The following is a 21,975-nucleotide window of genomic DNA, read 5'->3' as shown; positions in this document are numbered from 1 at the left end:
TGTTTAAATAAAAAGTTTTAAGTTTGAAATAAAAAGTGATGTTACATCTATTCTGGACGCTGCCCGATTAAACGATGCCATTGCGCATCAACAAAATTCCGTAATTCATGCCACTGGGCTTCATCTACCAGTATCGGCTGCTCTGCCAAAGCCAACCGATGCGTCATACTGCGGATACGAAGATAAGCGTGCGTTAGCTGTTGGCATATTTCGGTTTCGATAATACCTGTTTTGGCAAGCGCTTCAAAGATACGCACATTATCACTCCAAACTGCCAACGCAGGATAACTATTGGCATACGCCAAGACAGCAAACTGGGCAATAAACTCAATATCAACCAATCCGCCTGCATCTTGTTTCAGATGAAATAATCCTTGCTGCTTGGTATGCGGTTTGCTGCCCAAATGGTCTTGCATCTTATGCCGCATGGTGGATACTTCGATACGAACACTGTCTTTATCACGCGGCAGACACAATACTTCTTTTCGAATTTGGTCAAATCGCGTCATCACCCGGCTATCGCCGCAAATGGCACGAGCGCGAACCAACGCTTGGTGTTCCCACGCCCAAGCTTTGTGCATTTGGTAAAGTTCAAACGCATGAGTAGATACCACCATCATACCCGCTTGACCTGAGGGACGCAGGCGCATATCAATCTCATAGACACGGCCATCGCGCGTTTGGGTGGTCAAATAATTCATCAGTTTTTGGGCAAGGCGGGCGGCAAACTTCATACCGCTGATGGGTTTTTCACCGAGCGTCATCGCTTCTTCATCAATGTCATGAATAAACACAAGATCAAGATCTGAGCTATAACTCATCTCAAGCCCGCCAAGCTTACCATAACCGATAATCGCAAAGCCATTATGCGCTTCACTCACAGGCTCGCCTTGGGCATTGACAGGATAGCCATGTTTTTTTACCAATTCACCAAATACCCGTTGCAACGCTTTTTCAAGCACCACTTCAGCGATAAAGGTGAGTGAATCAGAGACTTTCATCAACGGTCTATCGGCCAACACATCACTCGCCGCCACTGCCAAGACTTGGGTTTTTTTGAAAAAACGAAAGGCGTTGAGTAGCCCTTCTTCATCATTAGGCTCTACCCGTAACAACTGCTGACGCAGGATGTCGCTAAGTTCTGCCTTATCAGGTAAATGACGGTATTTTTCACGGATAAATGAATCTAGCAAAACAGGATAACTTACCAACTCGCTCGCAATCCAAGGGCTCGCTGCCAACATGGGAATCAATTTGGCGGCTGCCGTTGGGTTTTCGGCAAACATGACCAAATAAATTGACCGACGACTTACCGCCTCTAGCAGTGTCAACATTCTAGGTAACGCCACATTGATTGCATCATCGCTTAAATCAGAATGTAACAACCCATTGATTAAAATCGGATAGGCGGCATTTAGGCGAGTTTTGGCTTCTTCACTGAGCCCTGTGATGAGTTTACTTTGCCAAAACTGGCTTAATTTATCTTTATTGTCAGCGCTTAATTTTTGCTCAAGCTCAGATAAATTGTGCTGATGATCCACTTGTAGCTGTTCATCAGACTGTTGGCGATCACTGACCAGCTCGTCAAAAGGTATTTTGACCGTTTGGCGGTATTCATTAAGTTTGGCTAACAATGCCGCCCAATCGGCAAACCCCAACACTTGGGCAAGCTGATGTCGCTGCATGGCATCTTGTGGTAGTCGCTGGGTTTGTTCATCATTGATGGCTTGGATACCATGCTCCAATCTGCGTAAAAAACGATAGGCTTGTGCCAATTGCTCATGGGTCACCGCATCGATAAAGCCATGTTTTTCTAATTGGCTCATCGCTTGTAGGCAGTTTTTTACTTTGATATCACTGACACGCCCGCCATAAATCAACTGAAACGACTGCACGATAAACTCTATATCACGGATACCGCCTGCCCCAAGTTTGACGTTGTCAGTATCTTGACGTTGCTCGACTTGGTTTTGAATCAGCGATTTCATCTCACGCAGGGCGGCAAAGGCACTATAATCGACATAATAACGAAATACAAACGGCTTGATAAGGGCTTTTAAGCTATCGCTAAAGGTGACAGGGTTGACGATTCTGGCTTTTAGCCAAGCAAATCGCTCCCACGCTCGTCCATGTTGGGCAAAATATTTTTCCAGTGCCGATAAATGAATTGCCAAATCACTGCCATCGCCCCAAGGACGCAGGCGCATATCAATGCGAAATACAAAACCATCTTGGGTGTTTTTATCAAGCAGATTGATGATACCTTGACCCCATTTGGTAAAAAATTTCTTGTTATCGATGGATTTGGCAGCTTTTGACCCTGGTTGTTTTAACGGGTCAACCACTGTCTCACCTTGCCCCTGATGGACAAAAATCAAATCGATATCGCTTGATAAGTTGAGCTCTTCTGCCCCCATTTTACCCATGGCGATGATAGCTAAATCATCCTTTTGCGGTTTATTTTTTTCATCAAAAAAATACGGCTCGCCATAGCGATTGATTAAATCTTGATACACATAGTCTTTGGCAAAGATGAGACAATAATCAGCAAATTTTGATAGCTCCCATGTCAGCTGTTCTAGACTAATCAGATTTAAGGCATCTTGCCAAATCCAGCGCACCATCAACAAATTGCGTAGATGACGCAGCCCCCGCATCACGCTTGCTTCATCTGCCAATTGGTAATCTTCATCGAGCGTATAATCGCGTATTAAATCTTTGATATGTTGGACATCGAGCGTTTGGGTAAGCGGATAGCTTTTTAAAAAGCTTTGTGCAACGTTTGTTTTAGTCTGCCAATACTGATAGCCAAAATTACTAGCTTGCTGTAATACAGCGATTTGTTCTATCGTCGGTAATAGTTGCGGCATTCTAATTCCCGTGTGGCAAATAAATAAACAGACTAAATAAACAGACCCACCTCATCGTGGTATATAAAAGTACTAAGCATTCACGTTTGCATATCGATACAATCAATCTTTTCCAATCAAGCCAAGTTTGTAACATCAAGCAAGAAATTTAGCAATTAGCCTTGATTAAGCGCGGTTGATACAGGGTATTTTGCTCAACCTTACATTGCTTAAAGTTATCCTTATAGCCTAGCACAAACCGCTATTGTTGCAAATTTTTTTAGCACACAAACCTATAAATACTCGTTTGCGCGTAGCAAAATGTTTGTCATAGAAATAAAAACGTAAAAAATATTGGTAGTTATCAAATTTTCATATATGATGAAAAAAACAAGGAAGTAAAAGTCAATAACTTTATGTGAATATTCGGTCTATAGTTTTTTTTGACCCTGATATCAATCGCGTGTGACTGATTTTTTAGCCGCATGTTCAATTGTAAAAAAACACATTTATCTTATAAACTATCCTAATCATTGAATTTTTTAGTACAACCAACAATCACAACAAACAAGGAGCGTACTGTGATGACAACGGCCAACCCAACTGCAAACAAAAAAATTGCCCTCGTAACAGGTGCGCTAGGTGGTATTGGCACTGCTATTTGTCATGCGCTAATCCAAGCTGGCTATCACATTATTGCAACCTACACCCACAAAGCGGACAGCACTGTCAACCGCGGCGAAGCTTGGTTAAAAGAAGAAGGCATGAATGCCAGCGATTTCACCTTTGTTGAAACCAATCTCACCGACCATGAAGCAGCCACCAAAGCTATTGTTGATGCAATTGAAAAAGCAGGTCACATTGATGTGTTGGTAAATAACGCAGGTATCACCCGTGATACGACTTTCAAAAAAATGACTTATGAGCAATGGTCAGAGGTCATTGATACCAACTTAAAATCCCTATTCACGGTCACCCAACCTGTTTTTAACAAAATGCTTGAGCAAAAATCTGGGCGTATTGTGAGTATTAGCTCAATTAATGGCTTAAAAGGTCAGTTTGGTCAGACCAACTACTCAGCCACCAAGGCGGGTATCATCGGCTTTAGTAAAGCGTTGGCACAAGAAGGCGCTAAATCTGGGGTGACCGTTAACGTGGTTGCACCAGGTTATACAGGTACTAAGATGGTGATGGCGGTGCCGGAAAAAGTAATGGAAAGCATCAAAGCCGGCATCCCAATGGGTCGGATCGCCCAACCGGAAGAGATTGCTGCTGCCGTGATGTATTTGGTCAGCGATGGCGCTGCTTATATCACAGGTGAGACCATCAACGTAAACGGCGGTCAATACATGCACTAGTTAGCCTGTCATTAGCGGTTATAAATTAACTCGGTTATGAACTAAAAAAGACCAGCCATTGTGACTTGGTCTTTTTTGTTGTGTGACAACATTACGAACAAGCGTTAACTTACTAGTTACTTACTTGGCTGTCAATTTTTTCACGCCATCTGCCGTTGCCATCAGCAAGATATCAGCGCGCTGTGCGGTAAATAATCCATTACACACCACTCCAACGATATTGTTTAACTTTGCTTCAAACGCTGCTACCTTTTCAATGTCCAAGCCGATATCTAAGCCATAGACATCCAAAATCAAATTGCCATAATCGGTGACAAATCCTTCACGGTAGACCGGCTCACCGCCAAGCTGCACCAACTCACGCGCCACATACGAGCGCGCTTGCGGCAACACTTCAATCGGTAGTGGAAAGCCAACGCCTAATTGCTGTACCCATTTGCTTTCATCCACCATGCAAATAAACTGCTTAGATGCGGCGGCAACAATTTTTTCACGGGTTAAAGCGCCACCACCGCCTTTGACTAGCTGTAAGTGCTCGTTTACTTCATCGGCCCCATCAATATATAAGTCTAACTCGCCCGTGAAATTTAAATCCATCACCTCAATACCGAGCGCTTTGAGCTTATCTTCGGTGACCTTTGAGCTTGCCACAGCGCCCTTTAGGTTAACTTTTGGCAATAATTCAATGAGGCAGTTGACGGTACTGCCCGTCCCCACGCCCAAAATCATGCCTGATTCGATATATTTTAACGCGTCTGCTGCCACGGCTTGTTTTTGTTGTTGTTGCGTGCTTGCATTCATCGTACTCATAGACCCAGCCTTGTTAGGAATTTATCAAAAAAATAGATAGAAAACTTAATGCTATCAATTACCCAACTTATTTTACCGTAAAAGCACTTGCAAGCTAAACCCTAAAGTCCTAATCTAATCACTTATTTTTTACTTCTCTAACGATTTGCTTTGTTTTGGTTATGAAAGCACATAGAGGGTAAAAATAAATCTTCAAACGTATTTTTCAAACTTAGGTCATTATTATGTTATCAGATTGGGTACGCCTTATCCTTCAAGCGACCGTGTATGATGCTGCTATTCAAACGCCGCTTGAACCCGCCAAAAAACTCAGTGAACGGTTTAACAACGATATTCGTTTTAAACGTGAAGATTTTCAGCCAGTGTTTTCTTTCAAGCTGCGGGGCGCCTACAATCGAATTAGCCAGTTGAGCGAAGTAGACAAAGCCAAAGGCGTGATTTGTGCCTCTGCCGGCAACCACGCGCAAGGCGTCGCCTTCTCGGCTAGCCGCTTGGGACTCAATAACATTATCGTGATGCCGACCACCACCCCCGATATCAAAGTCAGTGCGGTCAAGTCCTTGGGCGGCAATGTGGTGCTATATGGCGATAGTTTTGATGAATCTAACCGCTATGCCATTGAACGCGCCCAGACCGATGGCTTGACCTTTATCCCGCCGTATGACGATGAACTGGTCATTGCAGGTCAAGGCACCATTGCCATGGAGCTGGTACAACAATGGCGTAAAATGGAATATGTGTTTGTTGCCGTTGGTGGCGGTGGCTTAATCTCAGGTGTGGCGGCGTTTTTGGGGGAAGTCGCACCGCATGTCAAAGTCGTGGCGGTCGAGCCAGAAGAAGCAGCCTGTCTCAAAATCGCGCTTGATACCGGTGAACGCAAACGTCTACCCCAAGTAGGGTTGTTCGTCGATGGGGTGGCAGTGGCGCAGCTAGGTGAAATACCGTTTGACGTCTGCCGTATGCCAAAAAGTGATAACTCAGGTCCCGTGGTCGAGCCTGATGTGGTCACTTGTAGCAATGATGAAGTATGTGCGGCGATTAAAGACGTGTATGATGAAACCCGCACCATCGTCGAGCCTGCAGGCGCGTTGGCGGTCGCGGGTATGAAAAAATACATCGAAGATCATAATCTACAGGGCAAAAACTGTGTGGCGATTTTATGTGGTGCCAACATGAATTTTGACCGGTTACGCTATATCGCTGAACGTACCGAAATTGGTGAGAAAAAAGAAGCGATTTTTGGGGTGACCATTCCTGAGCGCACAGGCGCCTTCTTGGATTTTTGCCGCTCACTCAAAGGCCGCAACATCACCGAATTTAACTACCGCATTAACACCAACCCCAACTATGCCCATCACGCTGCCAATATTTTTGTCGGTATCGCCCTCAAAGAAGGGGAAAAAGAGCGCAAAGCAATCCACCAGCTACTTAATGAAGCCGATGATGCCGCGATTGACTTGACCGATGATGAAGTCGCCAAGACCCATATTCGCTATTTAATCGGCGGACATGCGGGATTAAAAGACGAGCAACTATTTCGCATCGAATTTCCCGAGCGTCCTGGCGCGCTGCTTAACTTCCTTGAAAAATTGGGCTCACAGTTTAACATTTCTTTATTCCATTATCGCAATCATGGGGCGGCTGAAGGGCGTATCTTAGCGGGCATTCAAATGGGTGAGCAAACCGCTGAGCAATTACTTGCCAAGCTGCAAGACATTGGCTATGAGTGCGAAAATCTCACCGATAACTTGGGCTATCGCTTATTTTTACAATAATTTTTTAATGGTTTGGATAAAAAAGGTGTCATCGTGGCGCCTTTTTTTGTGCCAAGTTTTTTATGCCAAGCTATACACAAAATTCGCTAAATTTCAGCACGGTACATAGCAAAAATAGCCATTTTCTGCTAATCTCAATACTTAAAACTTGATAATTTACCTGATAGTTTCACTGATAAATTAATTAAAAAATTCTGCTATAAGACAACCACTATGTCATCAAAAAAACGTTTTTTAAAACTTGCGGGTATGACTGCCAGTATCGCAGGGAAAGCAGCTAAAAATTCTATTAAGTCTTTTGCAGGCTCTGAAGAAGATAAACTCACAGCCCGTAGCGAAATGCTGCAAACCGTAGGGCTGCAAATCGCCGACACCTTAGGCGAAATGAAAGGCGCGGTGATGAAAGTGGGTCAAATCGCCTCGCAGTATAAAGATGTGTTCCCCCCTGAAGTCTCAAAAGCGCTGGAGAAATTACAAAAAGACGCGCCGCCCATGCCGTTTGCCGTTATCAAACAGCAGCTTGAAAAAGAATTGGGGCAACCGATTGAGGCGTTGTTTGCCCAGTTTGAGCAATCACCGTTTGCGGCAGCCTCTATCGGTCAAGTCCATAAAGCGGTGTTGCCAACCGGTGAAGCGGTCGTGGTCAAAGTACAATACCCCGACGTTGATACCAGTATCGATAGTGACTTAAAACATGTTCGCTTGGCGCTTAAGATAACGGGCGTGCTCAATATGGATAAAACCTTGCAAGATAAAATCTTTGCAGAAATCCGTGATAGCCTGTATGACGAGCTTGATTACACCAAAGAAGCCCATAATTTGGCAATTTTTGGCAGTTTTCACAGTGAGGATGATGGGCTGATTATTCCCAAAGTTTTTCATAGCCATTCGACCAAACGGATTTTAACCCTATCACAAGAACTGGGTGAAAAGCTCGAAGTGGCTGCCACTTGGGACAATGAAACCAAACAAAAAATCGCCACTCGCTTATTTGAGTTTAGTGCCGGTCAATTGTTCAAACTGTATCGTCTGCATTGCGACCCCCATCCAGGTAACTTTGCGTTTCGCCCTGATGGCTCGGTCATTGCCTACGACTTTGGTGGTATCAAATCTTACAGCCATGACGAAGTTGCGTTATTTAAACGCTTTGCCATCCATTGCCTGAGCGGTGATGTGACAGCGCTTGAGCAAGATTTGGTCAGCATTGGCATCAAAAAAGACAATGATGCGCCATTGCCCACAGACTTTTATAACGATTGGTTGCAGATTGGTTTGACCCCGTATGGTTTTACCCAGTTGTTTGATTTATCCAAACATGCGCCTTATGACTTTGCCACCAGCCAGACCCATTTTCAAGCAATTGCCAAAGCAAAAGAGTCGCTTAAATACTGGCAAAGCTTTCAACCTGCCCCACTTACCATGATGCTTGATCGAACCATTTCTGGACAGTATTGGAACTTGGTCAATTTAAAGGTAAAAATTGATTTAAGTGAGTTGATACACCGCTATATTGATTTGCCGACATTACCACGACCTGATGATTCGCCTCGCCTTTAGGTTTGATTTTAACTTTCAATAACATTTCCTGCGATGACATAGGCGCACCCCCTATCAAAAATCGGGGTTGCTCGTTTATAATAGCGCACGCAAAATTTTGAAAATCAGATTGTTACGTTAGATAGTTAGATAAAGGATACACTCATGGCCGGACATTCCAAGTGGGCAAACATCAAACACCGTAAAGCCAAACAAGATGCGGCAAAAGGTAAAGTCTTTACCAAAATCATTCGCGAGCTGGTCTCCGCTGCCAAACAAGGCGACCCAGACCCAGCAAGTAACCCACGTTTGCGTGCGGCGGTGGAAAAAGCCAACTCAGTTAATATGACCAAAGACACTGTAAAACGGGCGATTGAACGTGGTGCAGGCGGTGGTGATAATGACAACATGCAAGAAATCACTTATGAAGGCTATGGCTTGGGCGGTGTTGCAGTGATTGTCGAGACCATGACGGATAACCTCAACCGTACCGTTGGCGAAGTGCGTCACGCTTTTAGCAAAAATGGTGGCAATTTGGGTACATCAGGCTCAGTGGCTTATATGTTTAGCAAACGCGGTGAAATTACCTTTGATGATGTGTCGCTAGAAGACACCATCATGGAAGTGGCACTTGAAGCTGGGGCAACCGATATTGAAAATAACGGTGATAGTATCACAGTGGTCACTGAGCCAGAGAATTTCGGTGACGTGATGGATGCCTTAGAAAAAGCCGGTTTAAAATCCGACAACGCAGAAGTGACCATGTCCCCTTCAACCATGGCGGATGTCACTGATGTCGAAGACGCTAAAAAAATCATGAAAATGATTGATATGCTAGAAGATTTGGACGATGTACAAGAAGTCTATACCAACGTCAACTTTACTGATGATGTCATGGAACAACTCGATGATTAAATGAAATTTTTCAGCATAAAAAAGGCTAAATGTAGATTTAGCCTTTTTTATTGAGCAATTTGTAGCAGTGTCGTGGTGGGATATAAGGTTAAAAACACGCGATTAAACTCACTACCGTGATGCAATACTTCACTTGTGTCAAAACTTAATACGCCCTTTTCTTGCTGTTCATTAGTATGAATCAATAACCATACTTCATCCAACGCCCTTTTTTTTTGGTACGCTTGGACTTTATGTGCTTTTTTGCTCATCACCGCATCAATATCACTTTGATTGATGTAGGAATCAATCGGTAAATCTTCGTTTTCATCTGCCATATCGGTAAAAAATGCACTGGGTAACCAACGCATGGTCTTGGCAATACCGTTTTGTAATTTACTACTGAGCGTAGGATGTGGCAAATCATGGGGTGGCTCGATAAATTGCTGGGATAAATTCAGAATTTTACGGTTATCAATCTTTTGCCAATCGCCCTTGACACCTAATATCTCACCGTGACAATTAAACTGTGTTGGTGTCAATTTGGTGGACAGTTGTAATAGCGACTGCCAGTACCAACGTTTTAACATTAAATTGTCATTACCGAGTGTATCGCGTAGTCTTGGCAACGTGGTTAATTCGATACCAATTTTATATTCACCTTTGTCACAATAAAAAATACAGGTAAAATCAGGCTCATTACCATCATCCCTACCTGAGATGGTTTTGGCAGGATGTAAATGCAGCATGGCTAAAAAATGCGCCAAATACACCCACTCGCGCTGGCGTTTGAGCTGATTCTGCGACATCCGCATGATGCTTGGCGAATTTTTTTTGCTACTTGCCATTCAGCTACCTGCCATTCATTAATTGCCTGATTAGCTTGTTCAATTGACTCAGTCTAATGTTGCATTGATTAAAATATAGCAAAAAAATTTTACTTACTTCAACAGTTTAGCTTATCAGCTCAATACGTCAAATGCATGACAATAATTTGCACGGTTTTGGGGTCTGTGTGTGTTTTTAGTAATTTACCTAATTATTATGACGTTTAACCTTGTATTTTAAGCTATTAACCTTATATAATTCACAGTTCATTTGGGGATGTTCTGGCTTCGACGCTGGTAATGAAACTCAATGATGCATGTCGAGTGAGTATGTCCACTCGTAAATAAAATATACATTTTAAACTAGTCGCAAACGACGAAACTTACGCTCTAGCAGCCTAAGGGCTGCTTGGGACGGCACAGATTGCCATTGGTCTGGTTGCTCTCCTTGAAGCGAACGCACGATGGATAGCTTAAATTGTTGTCTCGCCAATTTGAGCAAAACTTAAGAGGCTCGTGGTTGGCATCCTGACTGTCGGTTCGCCAACCATTAAAGCCATAGACAGAATCTAAACATGTAGAGTCATGGGCGTAGTGCTGGCGGACGCGGGTTCAACTCCCGCCATCTCCACCATATATAAAAAAGAGAATGCAATAACTTGCATTCTCTTTTTTTTGCGTTTTTTATGTCCAATAAGGTAATCAAGATAGCATTTTTACATAAAATCAACAGGTTAGAAAAACTAGCCGATATAGTTACACAACTTACATGTTTAGCAAAATATACCCGATATTAAAGATTTTGTTTACAATAAATTGTTTGAAATAACATAACTTTGTAATTAGAATACACATCCCTTAAGTGATATTAAACAATATTACTTTGTTTTTAATATGTAAATCACGGGAAATGCCCCTTGATACCTTTAAGTAGTCAGATTATTGACCGCTTTAATTGATAAAAGGAACATCCGATGAAATATATCATTGCCAGTTTGTTTGTTACTACTTTAGTCACCCAGCAAGCCAATGCTGCTGTTGTTTCATGGTATGGTGGCAAGCATCATGGTCGTACCACGGCATCTGGCGAGAAATTCAATCAACATGCACTGACTGCAGCCAGCAACGTGCACAAATTAGGTAGCCTACTTAAAGTCACCAACAAAGCCACTGGTAAAAGTGTGGTAGTACGAGTGACTGACACAGGCGGGTTCGGCAAATACGGCCGTACGCTAGATTTGTCAAAAGGTGCTTTTAGCAGAATTGCTAATCTTTCAAACGGTCTTGCTAAAGTCGATATCGTTAGATTATAGCGTTATTTTTATTAATGTATTTTGCCGTAAAAAAGGGCGCTATTAATTAATAGCGCCCTTCATGTTTTATTAATTAAGAAGTTTAATTCTCTAAAAAATGGGTATCATCCGACCATTGCTGCATTTTGATACTTTCATCCAAATATTGCTCGATAGCCGGCAAGTTAAACCCATCGTTTTCACTGATAAAGCTAATACTCATGCCTTTATTGCCTGCCCTACCCGTACGACCGATACGATGAACGTAATCATCAGGACTGTCTGGCAAGGTATAATTGACCACACAAGCCACATCATCCACATGAATACCTCGCCCTGCGACATCAGTCGCCACTAAAATATTGGCATCGCCTTGACGAAATTGTGCCAAATATTTTTCGCGTTTGGCTTGGATGACATCCCCTGACAATATCACTACTTTATATTGACGATTAAGTTTGTCATACAGGCGTTTGACTTGGTCTTTACGATTGGCAAAGACAATGATTTTATTGGGAGAAATTTTTTCAATAATTTGCTGTAACGCCGCCAGTTTGTCCGATTCCATCAAGGTAAAAAATAACTGCTCAATGTTCTGACTGGTTTTTTGCTCGGGCGCAATCTCTACAAAAATCGGCTGATATAACCAGCGATAAGCTAAATTCATCACATCTTGGTTAAAAGTAGCGGAGAAAAGCAGGGTTTGCCGATGCGTATTGGCAGGCATCATACGAATCAACCGTTTGATATCAGGTATAAACCCCATATCCAGCATTCTATCCGCTTCATCTAATACCAAAATTTCAAGACGATCGAGATACACATGGTGCTGAAAGCAAAAATCAATCAAACGACCTGGGGTGGCGATGATGATATCGACAAACTTTTGATGCAGCTGCTTTGACTGCGTGTCATAGTCTGTGCCACCGAGCAAACAAACAGTATGAAGTTTGGTAAACTTGGTGAGCTCAAGGCAATCTTGATAAATTTGTTGAGCCAGTTCTCGAGTCGGCGCGAGCACCAGCGCACGGGTTTCACCCAAAAAACGGTCGCCATCAACCTCAGGGTTTAGAGGATTATTTAGCAATTCATTGATGATGGTGAGTAAAAACGTTGCTGTTTTACCTGTACCTGTTTGTGCCTGCCCAATGGCGTCTTGCCCAGCGAGTGTATTGGGCAATATCTGCGCTTGGATAGGGGTTAGCGTTTGATAGCCTAGTTGGTCAATCGCTTGTTTAAGCGCTGGATGAAGGGGTAATTGTGAGAAAGTTTGAAACACAGAGATTTAACCTATTTTGACCAATCAATCATTGGCTATGAGAAACAACAAAAACCAAGTTAATGACATCAACTTGGTTTGCAAAAAGGTCAAAAATAACACTTCAACCCCTTTTTGGCTTAACTTATTCGACTTTGGTAACTTCTTCAGCTTGAAGACCTTTTTGACCCTCAACCACGATGAATTCAACTTTTTGACCATCTTGAAGTGAACGGTAGCCGTCACCTTGAATCGCGCGGAAATGAACGAAAATATCTTCACCGCTGTTACGCTGAATAAATCCAAAACCTTTTGAATCATTAAACCATTTTACAATGCCTTGTTCACGAACTGACATATTATAACTTCCTTTAACACTATTAATGGTAGGTTTTTAAAGTAGTTTTTTAACCAAGTACAGTTACGCCTAGTTAAGATGAGCTACCCACTACCTACGCCTGCTAATTAATGTACTAGTTAAGCGTTTGTAATAGTTTGTTAAAACATTTCTCTACAATGTCGCTTACATAGTAAATTGTTCTTATAGCAATCATAGCATGGGTTTTTTACAAAAAAAAGTAATTTCGTAAGAATTGGTTATTTTTTTAAACAGCGATTTTTTAGCCTTATTTAAGACTTTACAATAATAAAACTACACAGTTTGCTACTAAAATTGCCAATTATTTTAGCGTTGGTTTGCACACATTGTATGGGCTTATCTTTAGCATTTATCTCATTGACGCCAATGAGTTGATTGATAACTTCCTCGCCCAATTCATCTAGCACATCATGTTTTAATTCTTTTATTAATTGCTTATTGGCATTTTGATGGGTTTTGATGGTACATTCTTTAAGTCGCCATAGCAGGTTTCGTAAAACTACTTGATTGACTGCAGGCTTTTGATTCAACCATTGATATTCATGGGGTGAAAAAAAGCGTGAAGCAACCTGATGACTAATTGCACTGTCTTCGACATCAATACCGATATTTGTATAGGGCGAAATCAATACTGCGGCATGTTGGCGGCTATGGCTAAAACTGACATACCAAGTGTAACCATCAGCCGTGATAAAATGATAAGGAAAGTTTGCCTCCATTAACTCGCCTGTCAAATTAAGCGCTTGCTGTAGCTTTTTTAGCAGTTGACGACAAGACATCGACCCTGATTTATGGGTTAATCGGGTAGCCTGTTCACCCAAATTATGGTGAATATCAATAGCCACCCAGCTATGGTCTTTGATTGGATAAAGCTGCATCGGTTATGGTAGTGCCTTATGGTATAAGCAAATTTAACGATAGCTTAAAGTATTAAAGTATTTTTTTATACCAAGGTTGATTGGCTTTCTTCTTTTGTGCCTGCGCAATCGCTTTACGTTTTTTTTGGTACAGTACATTATTACTGATGAGAGTGATAGCGCGAGTGTCTTGCGCGATGACTTCCCCTAAGACGTTTTCAACGCTTACAGTAATGGTATACGGGTTAGGATCGAGCGTGGTAGTTGCGATAGTATAGCTAGTGTCTTTTATGGTTGCTAAAGTTTGGTTATTGAGTTGATAGACGACTCTATCCCCTGTTTTTAAACTCGGTGTCAACGCAACGTTAATCTCAATGGGTTGACTACCCCGTCGCAGCGTTTGCCCGGCTTCAGGCGATACAATTTTTATGACATAATCGCCCTGCTGGCTCGCTGAGATGGATTGTGTCGATAAGCGACCAGTTAATCTATCACCTAAACTATCAGGCAAGCGATTGTCAGTAGCCGTACTCGCTGCGTTATCAACTTCATTGTTCAAGTTATTAGATGTCGTTGCCGGTTGAGTCGTCGTCGAAGATACCTGTGATTGGGTGGGTAATTTATCTAATACGCTGATATTTTTGCTGTTTTTATTGTATTGATAAGCGGTATTGATATTATCGGTATATACCACTTGACCCTCTGAGGTGGTCGTCTTATACACTTCAGCATGGCCTAACTGTGACAGCAATAATACTACAGCCGTGAGTGCAAAGTTATAACTATAGCGCAAACCGCTATTATTATCGGTACTATATTTATTATCGGTACTATATTTTTTCAAAATCATATAAGCCTTCCCCTAAAAACCTATTATTGTGCGTATTTTAGCAAGCTTGATAATCAATTCCCTAAATAATTTTGCCTATTAGCCTAAAATTTCACATAAAAAAACCCAACTTAATGTGAAGTTGGGTTTTTTGAAAAGCGAACTTATTAGCAGCTGTAGTACATATCAAATTCGATTGGATGAACTGATACGTTGTAACGCTCTACTTCTTCTTTTTTCAAGGCAATGTAAGCGTCAAGCATTTCTTTGGTAAATACCCCACCTTTGGTTAAGAATTCATGGTCGTCTTCTAACGCTTTAAGCGCAACTTCCAAGTTTTCTGCCACCGTTGGGATCAATGCTTCTTCTTCTGGTGGAAGGTCGTATAAGTTTTTGTCTGCGGCTTCACCTGGATGGATTTTGTTTTGGATACCATCAAGCGCTGCCATCAACAATGCGGCAAAGCAAAGGTAAGGGTTAGCTGCTGGGTCTGGGAAGCGTGCTTCGATACGCTTGCCTTTTGGGCTTGCCACGTATGGAATACGAATTGACGCTGAGCGGTTACGCGCTGAATAAGCCAGTTTAATAGGCGCTTCGTAATGCGGTACTAGGCGTTTGTAGCTGTTGGTTGATGGGTTAGTGATGGCATTTAATGCACGAGCATGTTTGATGATACCACCGATTGCGTATAAAGCAGTTTCTGATAACCCTGCGTATTCATCACCGGCAAAGGTATTTTTGCCATCTTTTTGGATTGACAAGTGAACGTGCATACCTGAACCATTATCACCAACCATCGGTTTTGGCATAAAGGTCGCAGTCTTACCATATTCGTGTGCAACGTTGTGTACTGCATATTTAAACTGTTGTACTTCGTCCGCTTTACGAACTAGGGTATTAAATGATACACCGATTTCTAGCTGGCAAGAGGCAACTTCATGGTGATGGACTTCAACACGACCTTCACCCATAATCGCTTCTACCGCGGCACACATATCAGCGCGCATATCTTGTGAGCTATCAACGGGTGGTACTGGGAAGTAACCGCCTTTGACGCGTGGACGGTGCGCATAGTTACCGCCTTCCATTTCTTTATCAGTTGACCAAGCGGCTTCATCAGCTGAGATGGTGTGACGGGCACCTGACATGTCGATTGACCATTTTACATCATCAAATACGAAGAATTCTGGCTCTGGACCAAAGAATGCAGTATCACCGATACCGGTTGATTTTAGGTATTCTTCAGCACGTCGCGCGATTGAGCGTGGGTCACGGTCATAACCTTGCATGGTTGATGGCTCGATAACGTCACAGGTCACAACAACTGTCGTTTCACGAAAGAAAGGATCGACAAAGGCGGTATCAGAATCTGGCATCAAAATCATATCTGACGCTTCAATGCCTTTCCAACCAGCGATTGATGAACCATCAAACATTTTACCTTCTTCAAAAATGTCTTCGTCCATGCTGTCAGCTGGATAGCTTACATGTTGCTCTTTACCTTTAGTATCGGTAAAACGAAAATCTACCCACTTTGCTTCGCTAGATTTGATTAAATCTAAAAATTTATTCGACATTGCTCGTTTCCTTTTACGCAAAAAATGATTAAAAAAACGTTACGCCACTTTATACTCTTTTTGGTGCTGTGACAAGAGATAAACAAAGTGGTGCTTGTTGAAATTAAACTTTCAAGTTATGTGCCAACTTTTTGCATATCATGATAGAGATTAAATTTTTATATCAAATTCAATGAGTTATTTGAAGGTGGATTTACTGATGAAGTTGGCTGATATGGCTATCTGCCTAGATAACCTTCAAATCGCTATCCGACTGTAGCATTTGCACCATTTTAATTAATATTTTATCAATATTCACTTTTATAGTGCATAAAATATGTGTTTAACTATTTTAGTGAGAATCATTAACATTGCCCCTGCGACTCTGTTTCACTTATTCGGTTTCATTCACTTGCTGTCAGTGACTTGTATAATGGTTATGATAAAATAATTAACTAAAATAACGGTGAAGTTTTTCCATCGGCTAACCATTGTCCAACAATTACAGCATAGGGTTTCTGGATTGCTACTTTTTATTGATAACTACGATAGTTTTACCTACAATTTGGTGCAGTATTTTGAGCAATTGGGACAAGCCGTTAAAGTCTGGCGCAATGATGCTTGCAGCAGTGAAGACATTATTCGTTTACATCCCGATTATTTGGTCATTGGTCCTGGACCTTGCACGCCAAGCGATGCGGGCAATACGTTGAATTTTATCAAAGACTGTGCCGGCATTATTCCTATATTAGGCGTTTGCTTGGGTCATCAAGCGATTGGGCAAGCATTTGGCGCCAATATCATCCGTTGCCCAACGATTATGCATGGGCGGGTGTCGCAAGTTTTTCATCACCACCAAGGGATATTTGCCGGCCTTCCCTCACCTTTTAAAGCCACTCGCTATCATTCTTTAGCGATTGCGGTAGACAGTTTGCCTGCTTGTCTAGAAGTTACCGCATGGTGTGATGATATTCACCCAAATAATTTGCTCACATCCCCCACTGTGATGGGCATTAGGCATCAAACATTGCCGATTGAAGGGGTGCAGTTTCATCCAGAATCTATTTTAAGTGAACATGGGTATGCGATTTTGAAAAATTTTTTAGCTAACTATGAAAACTATCAAAACTATCAAAACTATCAAAACGCTAACCCTTAGACTGGGGTAATTGAGTGTTACGGGTTAAAGTTTGGCTTTAAAACTTGGCTTTAAAATCTGGCTTTGTTATAGTATACTAGTACAATGATATATCAAGTGTAAGCCATAAACACTCATACGAGACTGACATGACCCATACTGTAACGCCCTATCTTGGTGACATTACCACGGCTATAGAGAACAACCAACCGTTAACACCAGAGCAAACCCAACTACTGCTTACCACGGCACTGGATCGCGCCATCAATACCATTGACCTGACCTATGCAGAAATGCGCGGCGTCATGCTAGCCATCATGCAAGGTCAATGCCCCGATGCCATGATGGGCGCGCTGCTCACCGCGCTGCGTATGAAAGGTGAAAGTATCGAAGAAATCACCGCCGCTGCCCAAGTGATGCGGGAGCTTGCGATTAAAGTGGATTTATCGGATGTGCCCAACGTCGTCGATATTGTGGGTACGGGGGGTGATGGCGCAAATTTGTTTAATGTATCTACCGCCGCTACCATGGTCGCAGCGGTTGCCGGCTGCCATGTCGCCAAGCATGGTAATGGCGGCGTTTCCGGCAAATCGGGCAGTTCCGATTTGCTGCAGCAAGCGGGTATTAATTTGGCGTTAAATACCGAGCAGATTACCCAGTCGATTAAGACCCATGGTATCGGTTTTTTGTTTGCGCCCAATCACCATGTGGCAATGAAACACGCGATGCCCATTCGCCGTACCCTAAAAACGCGCACGGTGTTTAATATTTTGGGACCTTTAACCAACCCTGCGGGCGTCAAAAATGCCATGATTGGGGTATTTAATCCTTCGCTGTGCGAACCGCTTGCCAATGTGTTCAAAAACCTTGGCGCGGAGCATGTGCTAGTCGTCGGCTCAGTGGATAACCTTGATGAAATCTCACTGGCGACTTATACCCATGTGGCTGAACTTAAAGACGGCAAAGTCAGCGTGTATGATATCGAACCTGAAGATGTTGGTATCGAATCGCAAACGCTTAAAGGCTTAATCATTGACAGTCCAGCACAAAGCCTAGCGCTCATCCGCGAAGCACTCGCTAACAATCCCAATAAAACCCCCATCGCCAAAAAAGCCGCGGATATGGTCGCCTTAAACGCCGGTGCGACCATCTATGTAGCAGGTAAAGCAGATACCATAAAACAAGGCGTAGCCATGGCACAAGATATCATCAGCAGTGGCAAAGCCTTGCAAAAAATGGCAGCGTTAGCAAGCTTTACTCAGCAATTCACCTCTCATTAAATTTTTGGAAAAACCATGCCTCATCAAGCAGTCCCCTCGGTATTACAAAAAATTGTCGACACCAAACGTCAAGAACTAGTCAAAGCCAAACAACAACAATCTTGGCACGACCTTGAGCAAATTGCCGCAGCGAACCGCGATGACATCCGTGATTTTGCCGGCAGTTTGCGCAAAGCGGGTATCCGTGTCATTGCGGAAGTCAAAAAAGCCTCACCATCCAAAGGCATCATTGCCCCTAATTTCGATGCTGTCGCCACCGCAGTCGGCTATGAACAAGCGGGTGCCGCTTGTCTATCAGTATTGACGGATACGGATTATTTCCAAGGCTCGGATGCGTATTTATTGCAAGTGCGCCAAGCGGTAAGCTTGCCTGTGCTACGCAAAGATTTTATGATTGAGCCGTATCACATTTTGCAATCACGTGCGCTTGGGGCAGATTGTATTTTGCTGATTATGGCGTGTTTATCGGATGCGCAAGTCGCTGAACTGCATGAATTGGCGTTAAAGCTTGGCATGAGTGTACTCATTGAGTGCCATGACGAGACAGAAGTGGAACGTGCGTTACGCTTGCCCGCCCATCGTCAAAACGTGTATGGCGTTAATAATCGCAATCTACATAACTTTGATGTGAGTTTAGACACTACCCTACGCCTAAAAACACTGTTTCCACAAGATAGCTTATTGGTGACAGAAAGCGGGATTCATTCGGCAGAGGATGTAAAATTGATGCTGGGCAATGACATCCATGCGTTTTTGATTGGTGAGCAATTTATGAAAACAGGCGATGCAGGCGCGGCATTAGCAAAGTTATTGGCACAATCGCAACAAAATGCGTAAAATAGCCAAGTTAAATAATTGATGTTAGGGCATTTCATCGATAAACGCCCTATTTTTTATACCGATTTATAGAGTTATTGTATGGCAAATTTATTTTCTAAAGAAATGCAAGACCAGTTAAAGCAGCTTAAAACCGAACTGGGTAAAGGGCGCAGCCAAACCAAAGAGACCGATGAAAACGGCAAACCGACTGAAACCGTGGGTTTATTGAGCAAGCAACAAGTCGCCAAACAAGTTAAAAAATATAATAGCGAACATCTTGATGATGATAAATTGCTATTTATGCAAGCCATGTCAGGCGTGCAGCCAATCAAAGATAAAAACTTGGCGGATAAAAACAACGCTGGCAATAAGCTTGATGCGACGACGCTAGCCAAACGCGCGGCGGCAGTCGGTGGTGACGATGATAGCGGACATGTATTGTCTGATATGCAAGCGCTGCTCAACCCTGTCTCTGGCGATGCTTATTTAAGTTATAAAACCGCAACGCTACAGAACAAAGTGTTTAATGACCTCAAACAAGGCAAGATTCGCTGGTATGATGCTGTAGATTTACATGGTGCCACTATTGAAGAGTCGCGTGAAGCCATGAGTCAGTTGATTTTGCAGGCTCAAAAAAACAATGAAAATTGCGTGAAAATCATTCATGGCAAAGGCATTGATAGTATCTTAAAAACCTGCGTGAATGGCTGGTTGCGTCAGATTCCTGAAGTGCTTGCTTTTTGCTCAGCCCCTGCGGCGCAAGGTGGCAATGGTGCCGTGTTGGTGTTACTCAAAAAACGTGAAAAAGCCAATCGCGATCAATAACTATTGTACGGCTATTTTGACTAGAGGTTAAATTTTACAAAATCATGCATAGAACAATCCATGCATGATTTTTTTAACGAGATTTTTTAATTGTTCATAGTTTATTCTTAGTTTTTGTTTATAATAGGCTCTTTTTTTTCATGGATTAAATGCTCTGCATTAATCTACTCTCAACTGGCTAAAAACAGCGCCCATTTGTCTTTTGATAGCTGACTGTTTTTAACACCACTGGGTATAGGAGAAAGGTAGCTTTGAACAATACCCCCACTGCGACTAATTCGCCCGCTAAATTGCAACGTCATTTAGCCCTTTGGCACATTATCATTATTGGTTTGGCGTATATTCAGCCCATGACCGTATTTGATACCTTCGGCTTGGTTTCTGAAGCCAGTCATCAGCACGTTCCAACATCTTATATTATTGCATTGATTGCTATTTTGCTTACCTCGCTAAGTTACGGTAGCATGATTCGTCGTTATCCTTCGGCGGGTTCGGCATATACCTATGCGCAAAAATCAATTCATCCCAATGTCGGGTTTATGGTGGGTTGGTCTTCTTGGTTGGATTATTTATTGTCACCTTTGGTGAATATTATCCTAGCGGTGATTTATCTTGAAGCGCTGTTCCCTGATGTCAACAAATGGATTTGGGTATTTATTCTGACGGGATTTATGACCTGGATTAATGTGCATGGCTCCAAAGTCGTGGCTTATTTTAATAGTTGGATTGTGTTTATTCAGCTATTGATTATCGGTGTATTTACGTGGTTGGTGTATAGCAAATTGATGGCGGGCACCAATGCGGACGGCACTATCAATGCCGCAGCTTACCAATTATGGAGCTTAAAGCCGTTTTGGAGTGATATTGCCAACATGACGGCACTTATCAGTGGTGCAACGATTTTATGTTTCTCTTTCACAGGCTTTGACTCACTAAGCTCATTGGCAGAAGAAACCAAAGATGTGCAAAAAACCTTACCAAAAGCAATTTTCTTGACCGCATTGATTGCCGGTATTGTGTTTATCATTAGCACTTACTTTATGCAGATTTATTTCCCACAAACCCCTGACAAATATTTCCCAGATGTCGCTGCTACCCAGCCAGATATTTTGATGTTGGTGGGTGGTTCTGCGTTTCAAGCCGCTGTATTGGGCTTTGCAATTGTTACGGTGATGGCGTCAGGTATTTCTGCGCATGCCGGTGTCTCTCGTTTGATGTATGTGATGGGGCGTGATGGGGTCATTAATAAACGTATTTTTGGTCATATTCATCCAAAATACTTGACCCCAACCTACAACATCTATATCGCGGGTGTGATTGCACTAACCGCGGGTTTTATTGAGTTTGATGTCATCGCGCATTTGATTAGTTTTGGGGCATTGACGGCGTTTAGTTTTGTGAATTTATCCGTGATTGCGACCTACATCATCCGTGAAAAACGCTACCACAGTGCCTATGATTTATTTATGTATTTGATTGTGCCGCTGCTTGGCTTTATCAGTGTTGCACTGATGTGGAAAGAAAGTGAGCCTATCGCCATCAAAATGGGCTTAGGCTGGGCAGTAATCGGTATCATCTACTTGGCATTTAAAACGGGTGGTTTTAAGCGTCATCCACCGATGCACAACGAACATGAATAATGGTTAAGGTGGTGAAAAGGTCAGATAAGATTCTGACCTTTTTTATGTCTGTG

18 protein-coding genes and 1 other RNA gene are annotated in these 21,975 nt (G+C 42.6%); 11 read left to right on the top strand and 8 right to left on the bottom strand.

Features of this window, described 5'->3' with window-relative positions; translation table 11 throughout:
- Window positions 1–47: 47 nt before the first annotated feature.
- Window positions 48–2,870 (bottom strand): bifunctional [glutamate--ammonia ligase]-adenylyl-L-tyrosine phosphorylase/[glutamate--ammonia-ligase] adenylyltransferase, encoded by a 2,823-nt coding sequence (gene glnE, locus RT064_RS00635; RefSeq protein ID WP_313060177.1) that lies wholly within the window; start codon window positions 2,868–2,870, stop codon window positions 48–50.
- 563 nt (window positions 2,871–3,433) lie between these two features.
- Between glnE and phbB the strand changes: the two genes are divergently transcribed.
- Window positions 3,434–4,207, top strand: coding sequence for an acetoacetyl-CoA reductase (gene phbB, locus RT064_RS00630; RefSeq protein ID WP_313060175.1), 774 nt, complete (start codon window positions 3,434–3,436; stop codon window positions 4,205–4,207).
- Between the two features lie 120 nt (window positions 4,208–4,327).
- Here the strand turns inward: phbB and rpiA are convergent, their stop codons facing one another.
- Window positions 4,328–5,017, bottom strand: a complete 690-nt coding sequence (gene rpiA, locus RT064_RS00625; RefSeq protein ID WP_096488763.1) for a ribose-5-phosphate isomerase RpiA — start codon at window positions 5,015–5,017, stop codon at window positions 4,328–4,330.
- Window positions 5,018–5,241: 224 nt separating this feature from the next.
- Here rpiA and ilvA point away from each other — a divergent pair, with 224 nt between their 5' ends.
- The 3 genes from ilvA to RT064_RS00610 all read left to right on the top strand — a co-directional run bounded on the left by ilvA (window position 5,242) and on the right by RT064_RS00610 (window position 9,243).
- The gene (gene ilvA / locus RT064_RS00620; protein WP_065252514.1) at window positions 5,242–6,792 is read left to right on the top strand and encodes a threonine ammonia-lyase, biosynthetic; all 1,551 of its coding nucleotides are present in this window, start codon (window positions 5,242–5,244) and stop codon (window positions 6,790–6,792) included.
- 213 nt (window positions 6,793–7,005) lie between these two features.
- Window positions 7,006–8,349, top strand: coding sequence for an ABC1 kinase family protein (locus RT064_RS00615; RefSeq protein ID WP_313060170.1), 1,344 nt, complete (start codon window positions 7,006–7,008; stop codon window positions 8,347–8,349).
- A gap of 144 nt (window positions 8,350–8,493) precedes the next feature.
- On the top strand, window positions 8,494–9,243 hold the full coding sequence (locus tag RT064_RS00610; protein ID WP_060994896.1) for a YebC/PmpR family DNA-binding transcriptional regulator: 750 nt from the start codon (window positions 8,494–8,496) through the stop codon (window positions 9,241–9,243).
- Window positions 9,244–9,290: 47 nt separating this feature from the next.
- Here RT064_RS00610 and RT064_RS00605 read toward each other — a convergent pair whose 3' ends face one another.
- Window positions 9,291–10,070 (bottom strand): hypothetical protein, encoded by a 780-nt coding sequence (locus tag RT064_RS00605; protein WP_313060166.1) that lies wholly within the window; start codon window positions 10,068–10,070, stop codon window positions 9,291–9,293.
- Window positions 10,071–10,322: 252 nt separating this feature from the next.
- Between RT064_RS00605 and ssrA the strand changes: the two genes are divergently transcribed.
- Together ssrA and RT064_RS00595 are read left to right on the top strand one after the other, a co-directional pair.
- Window positions 10,323–10,683, top strand: a transfer-messenger RNA (tmRNA) gene (ssrA, locus tag RT064_RS00600).
- 340 nt (window positions 10,684–11,023) lie between these two features.
- The gene (locus RT064_RS00595) at window positions 11,024–11,362 is read left to right on the top strand and encodes a septal ring lytic transglycosylase RlpA family protein (RefSeq protein WP_313060164.1); all 339 of its coding nucleotides are present in this window, start codon (window positions 11,024–11,026) and stop codon (window positions 11,360–11,362) included.
- Between the two features lie 82 nt (window positions 11,363–11,444).
- On the opposite strand, the gene RT064_RS00590 is transcribed toward RT064_RS00595, so the two are convergent.
- The 5 genes from RT064_RS00590 to glnA all read right to left on the bottom strand — a co-directional run bounded on the left by RT064_RS00590 (window position 11,445) and on the right by glnA (window position 16,241).
- Complete coding sequence (locus RT064_RS00590) at window positions 11,445–12,626, bottom strand: DEAD/DEAH box helicase (RefSeq protein ID WP_313060614.1); 1,182 nt, start codon at window positions 12,624–12,626, stop codon at window positions 11,445–11,447.
- Between the two features lie 118 nt (window positions 12,627–12,744).
- Complete coding sequence (locus tag RT064_RS00585) at window positions 12,745–12,957, bottom strand: cold shock domain-containing protein (protein WP_007116878.1); 213 nt, start codon at window positions 12,955–12,957, stop codon at window positions 12,745–12,747.
- 272 nt (window positions 12,958–13,229) lie between these two features.
- The gene (locus tag RT064_RS00580) at window positions 13,230–13,856 is read right to left on the bottom strand and encodes a 4'-phosphopantetheinyl transferase family protein (protein ID WP_313060162.1); all 627 of its coding nucleotides are present in this window, start codon (window positions 13,854–13,856) and stop codon (window positions 13,230–13,232) included.
- Between the two features lie 52 nt (window positions 13,857–13,908).
- A complete protein-coding gene (locus RT064_RS00575; protein WP_313060159.1) occupies window positions 13,909–14,685 on the bottom strand; it encodes a DUF4124 domain-containing protein in 777 nt (258 codons plus the stop codon).
- Window positions 14,686–14,831: 146 nt separating this feature from the next.
- A complete protein-coding gene (gene glnA / locus RT064_RS00570; protein WP_036604344.1) occupies window positions 14,832–16,241 on the bottom strand; it encodes a type I glutamate--ammonia ligase in 1,410 nt (469 codons plus the stop codon).
- A 502-nt stretch (window positions 16,242–16,743) separates the two neighbouring features.
- Here glnA and RT064_RS00565 point away from each other — a divergent pair.
- The 5 genes from RT064_RS00565 to RT064_RS00545 all read left to right on the top strand — a co-directional run bounded on the left by RT064_RS00565 (window position 16,744) and on the right by RT064_RS00545 (window position 21,922).
- Complete coding sequence (locus tag RT064_RS00565) at window positions 16,744–17,379, top strand: anthranilate synthase component II (protein ID WP_313060157.1); 636 nt, start codon at window positions 16,744–16,746, stop codon at window positions 17,377–17,379.
- Between the two features lie 128 nt (window positions 17,380–17,507).
- Window positions 17,508–18,638: an anthranilate phosphoribosyltransferase gene (gene trpD / locus RT064_RS00560; RefSeq protein WP_313060154.1), complete on the top strand. Its 1,131-nt coding sequence runs from the start codon at window positions 17,508–17,510 to the stop codon at window positions 18,636–18,638.
- Between the two features lie 15 nt (window positions 18,639–18,653).
- On the top strand, window positions 18,654–19,475 hold the full coding sequence (gene trpC, locus RT064_RS00555; protein WP_313060152.1) for an indole-3-glycerol phosphate synthase TrpC: 822 nt from the start codon (window positions 18,654–18,656) through the stop codon (window positions 19,473–19,475).
- An 81-nt stretch (window positions 19,476–19,556) separates the two neighbouring features.
- Window positions 19,557–20,282, top strand: a complete 726-nt coding sequence (locus RT064_RS00550; RefSeq protein ID WP_144917500.1) for a Smr/MutS family protein — start codon at window positions 19,557–19,559, stop codon at window positions 20,280–20,282.
- A gap of 251 nt (window positions 20,283–20,533) precedes the next feature.
- A complete protein-coding gene (locus RT064_RS00545) occupies window positions 20,534–21,922 on the top strand; it encodes an APC family permease (protein WP_096488752.1) in 1,389 nt (462 codons plus the stop codon).
- Window positions 21,923–21,975 lie beyond the last annotated feature (53 nt).

This window comes from Moraxella sp. CTOTU49097 (genome assembly GCF_032064105.1).
GTDB lineage: Bacteria > Pseudomonadota > Gammaproteobacteria > Pseudomonadales > Moraxellaceae > Faucicola > Faucicola osloensis_B.
Note: the sequence above shows the minus strand (reverse complement) of the source record. Positions and strands in the feature narration are given on the sequence as shown.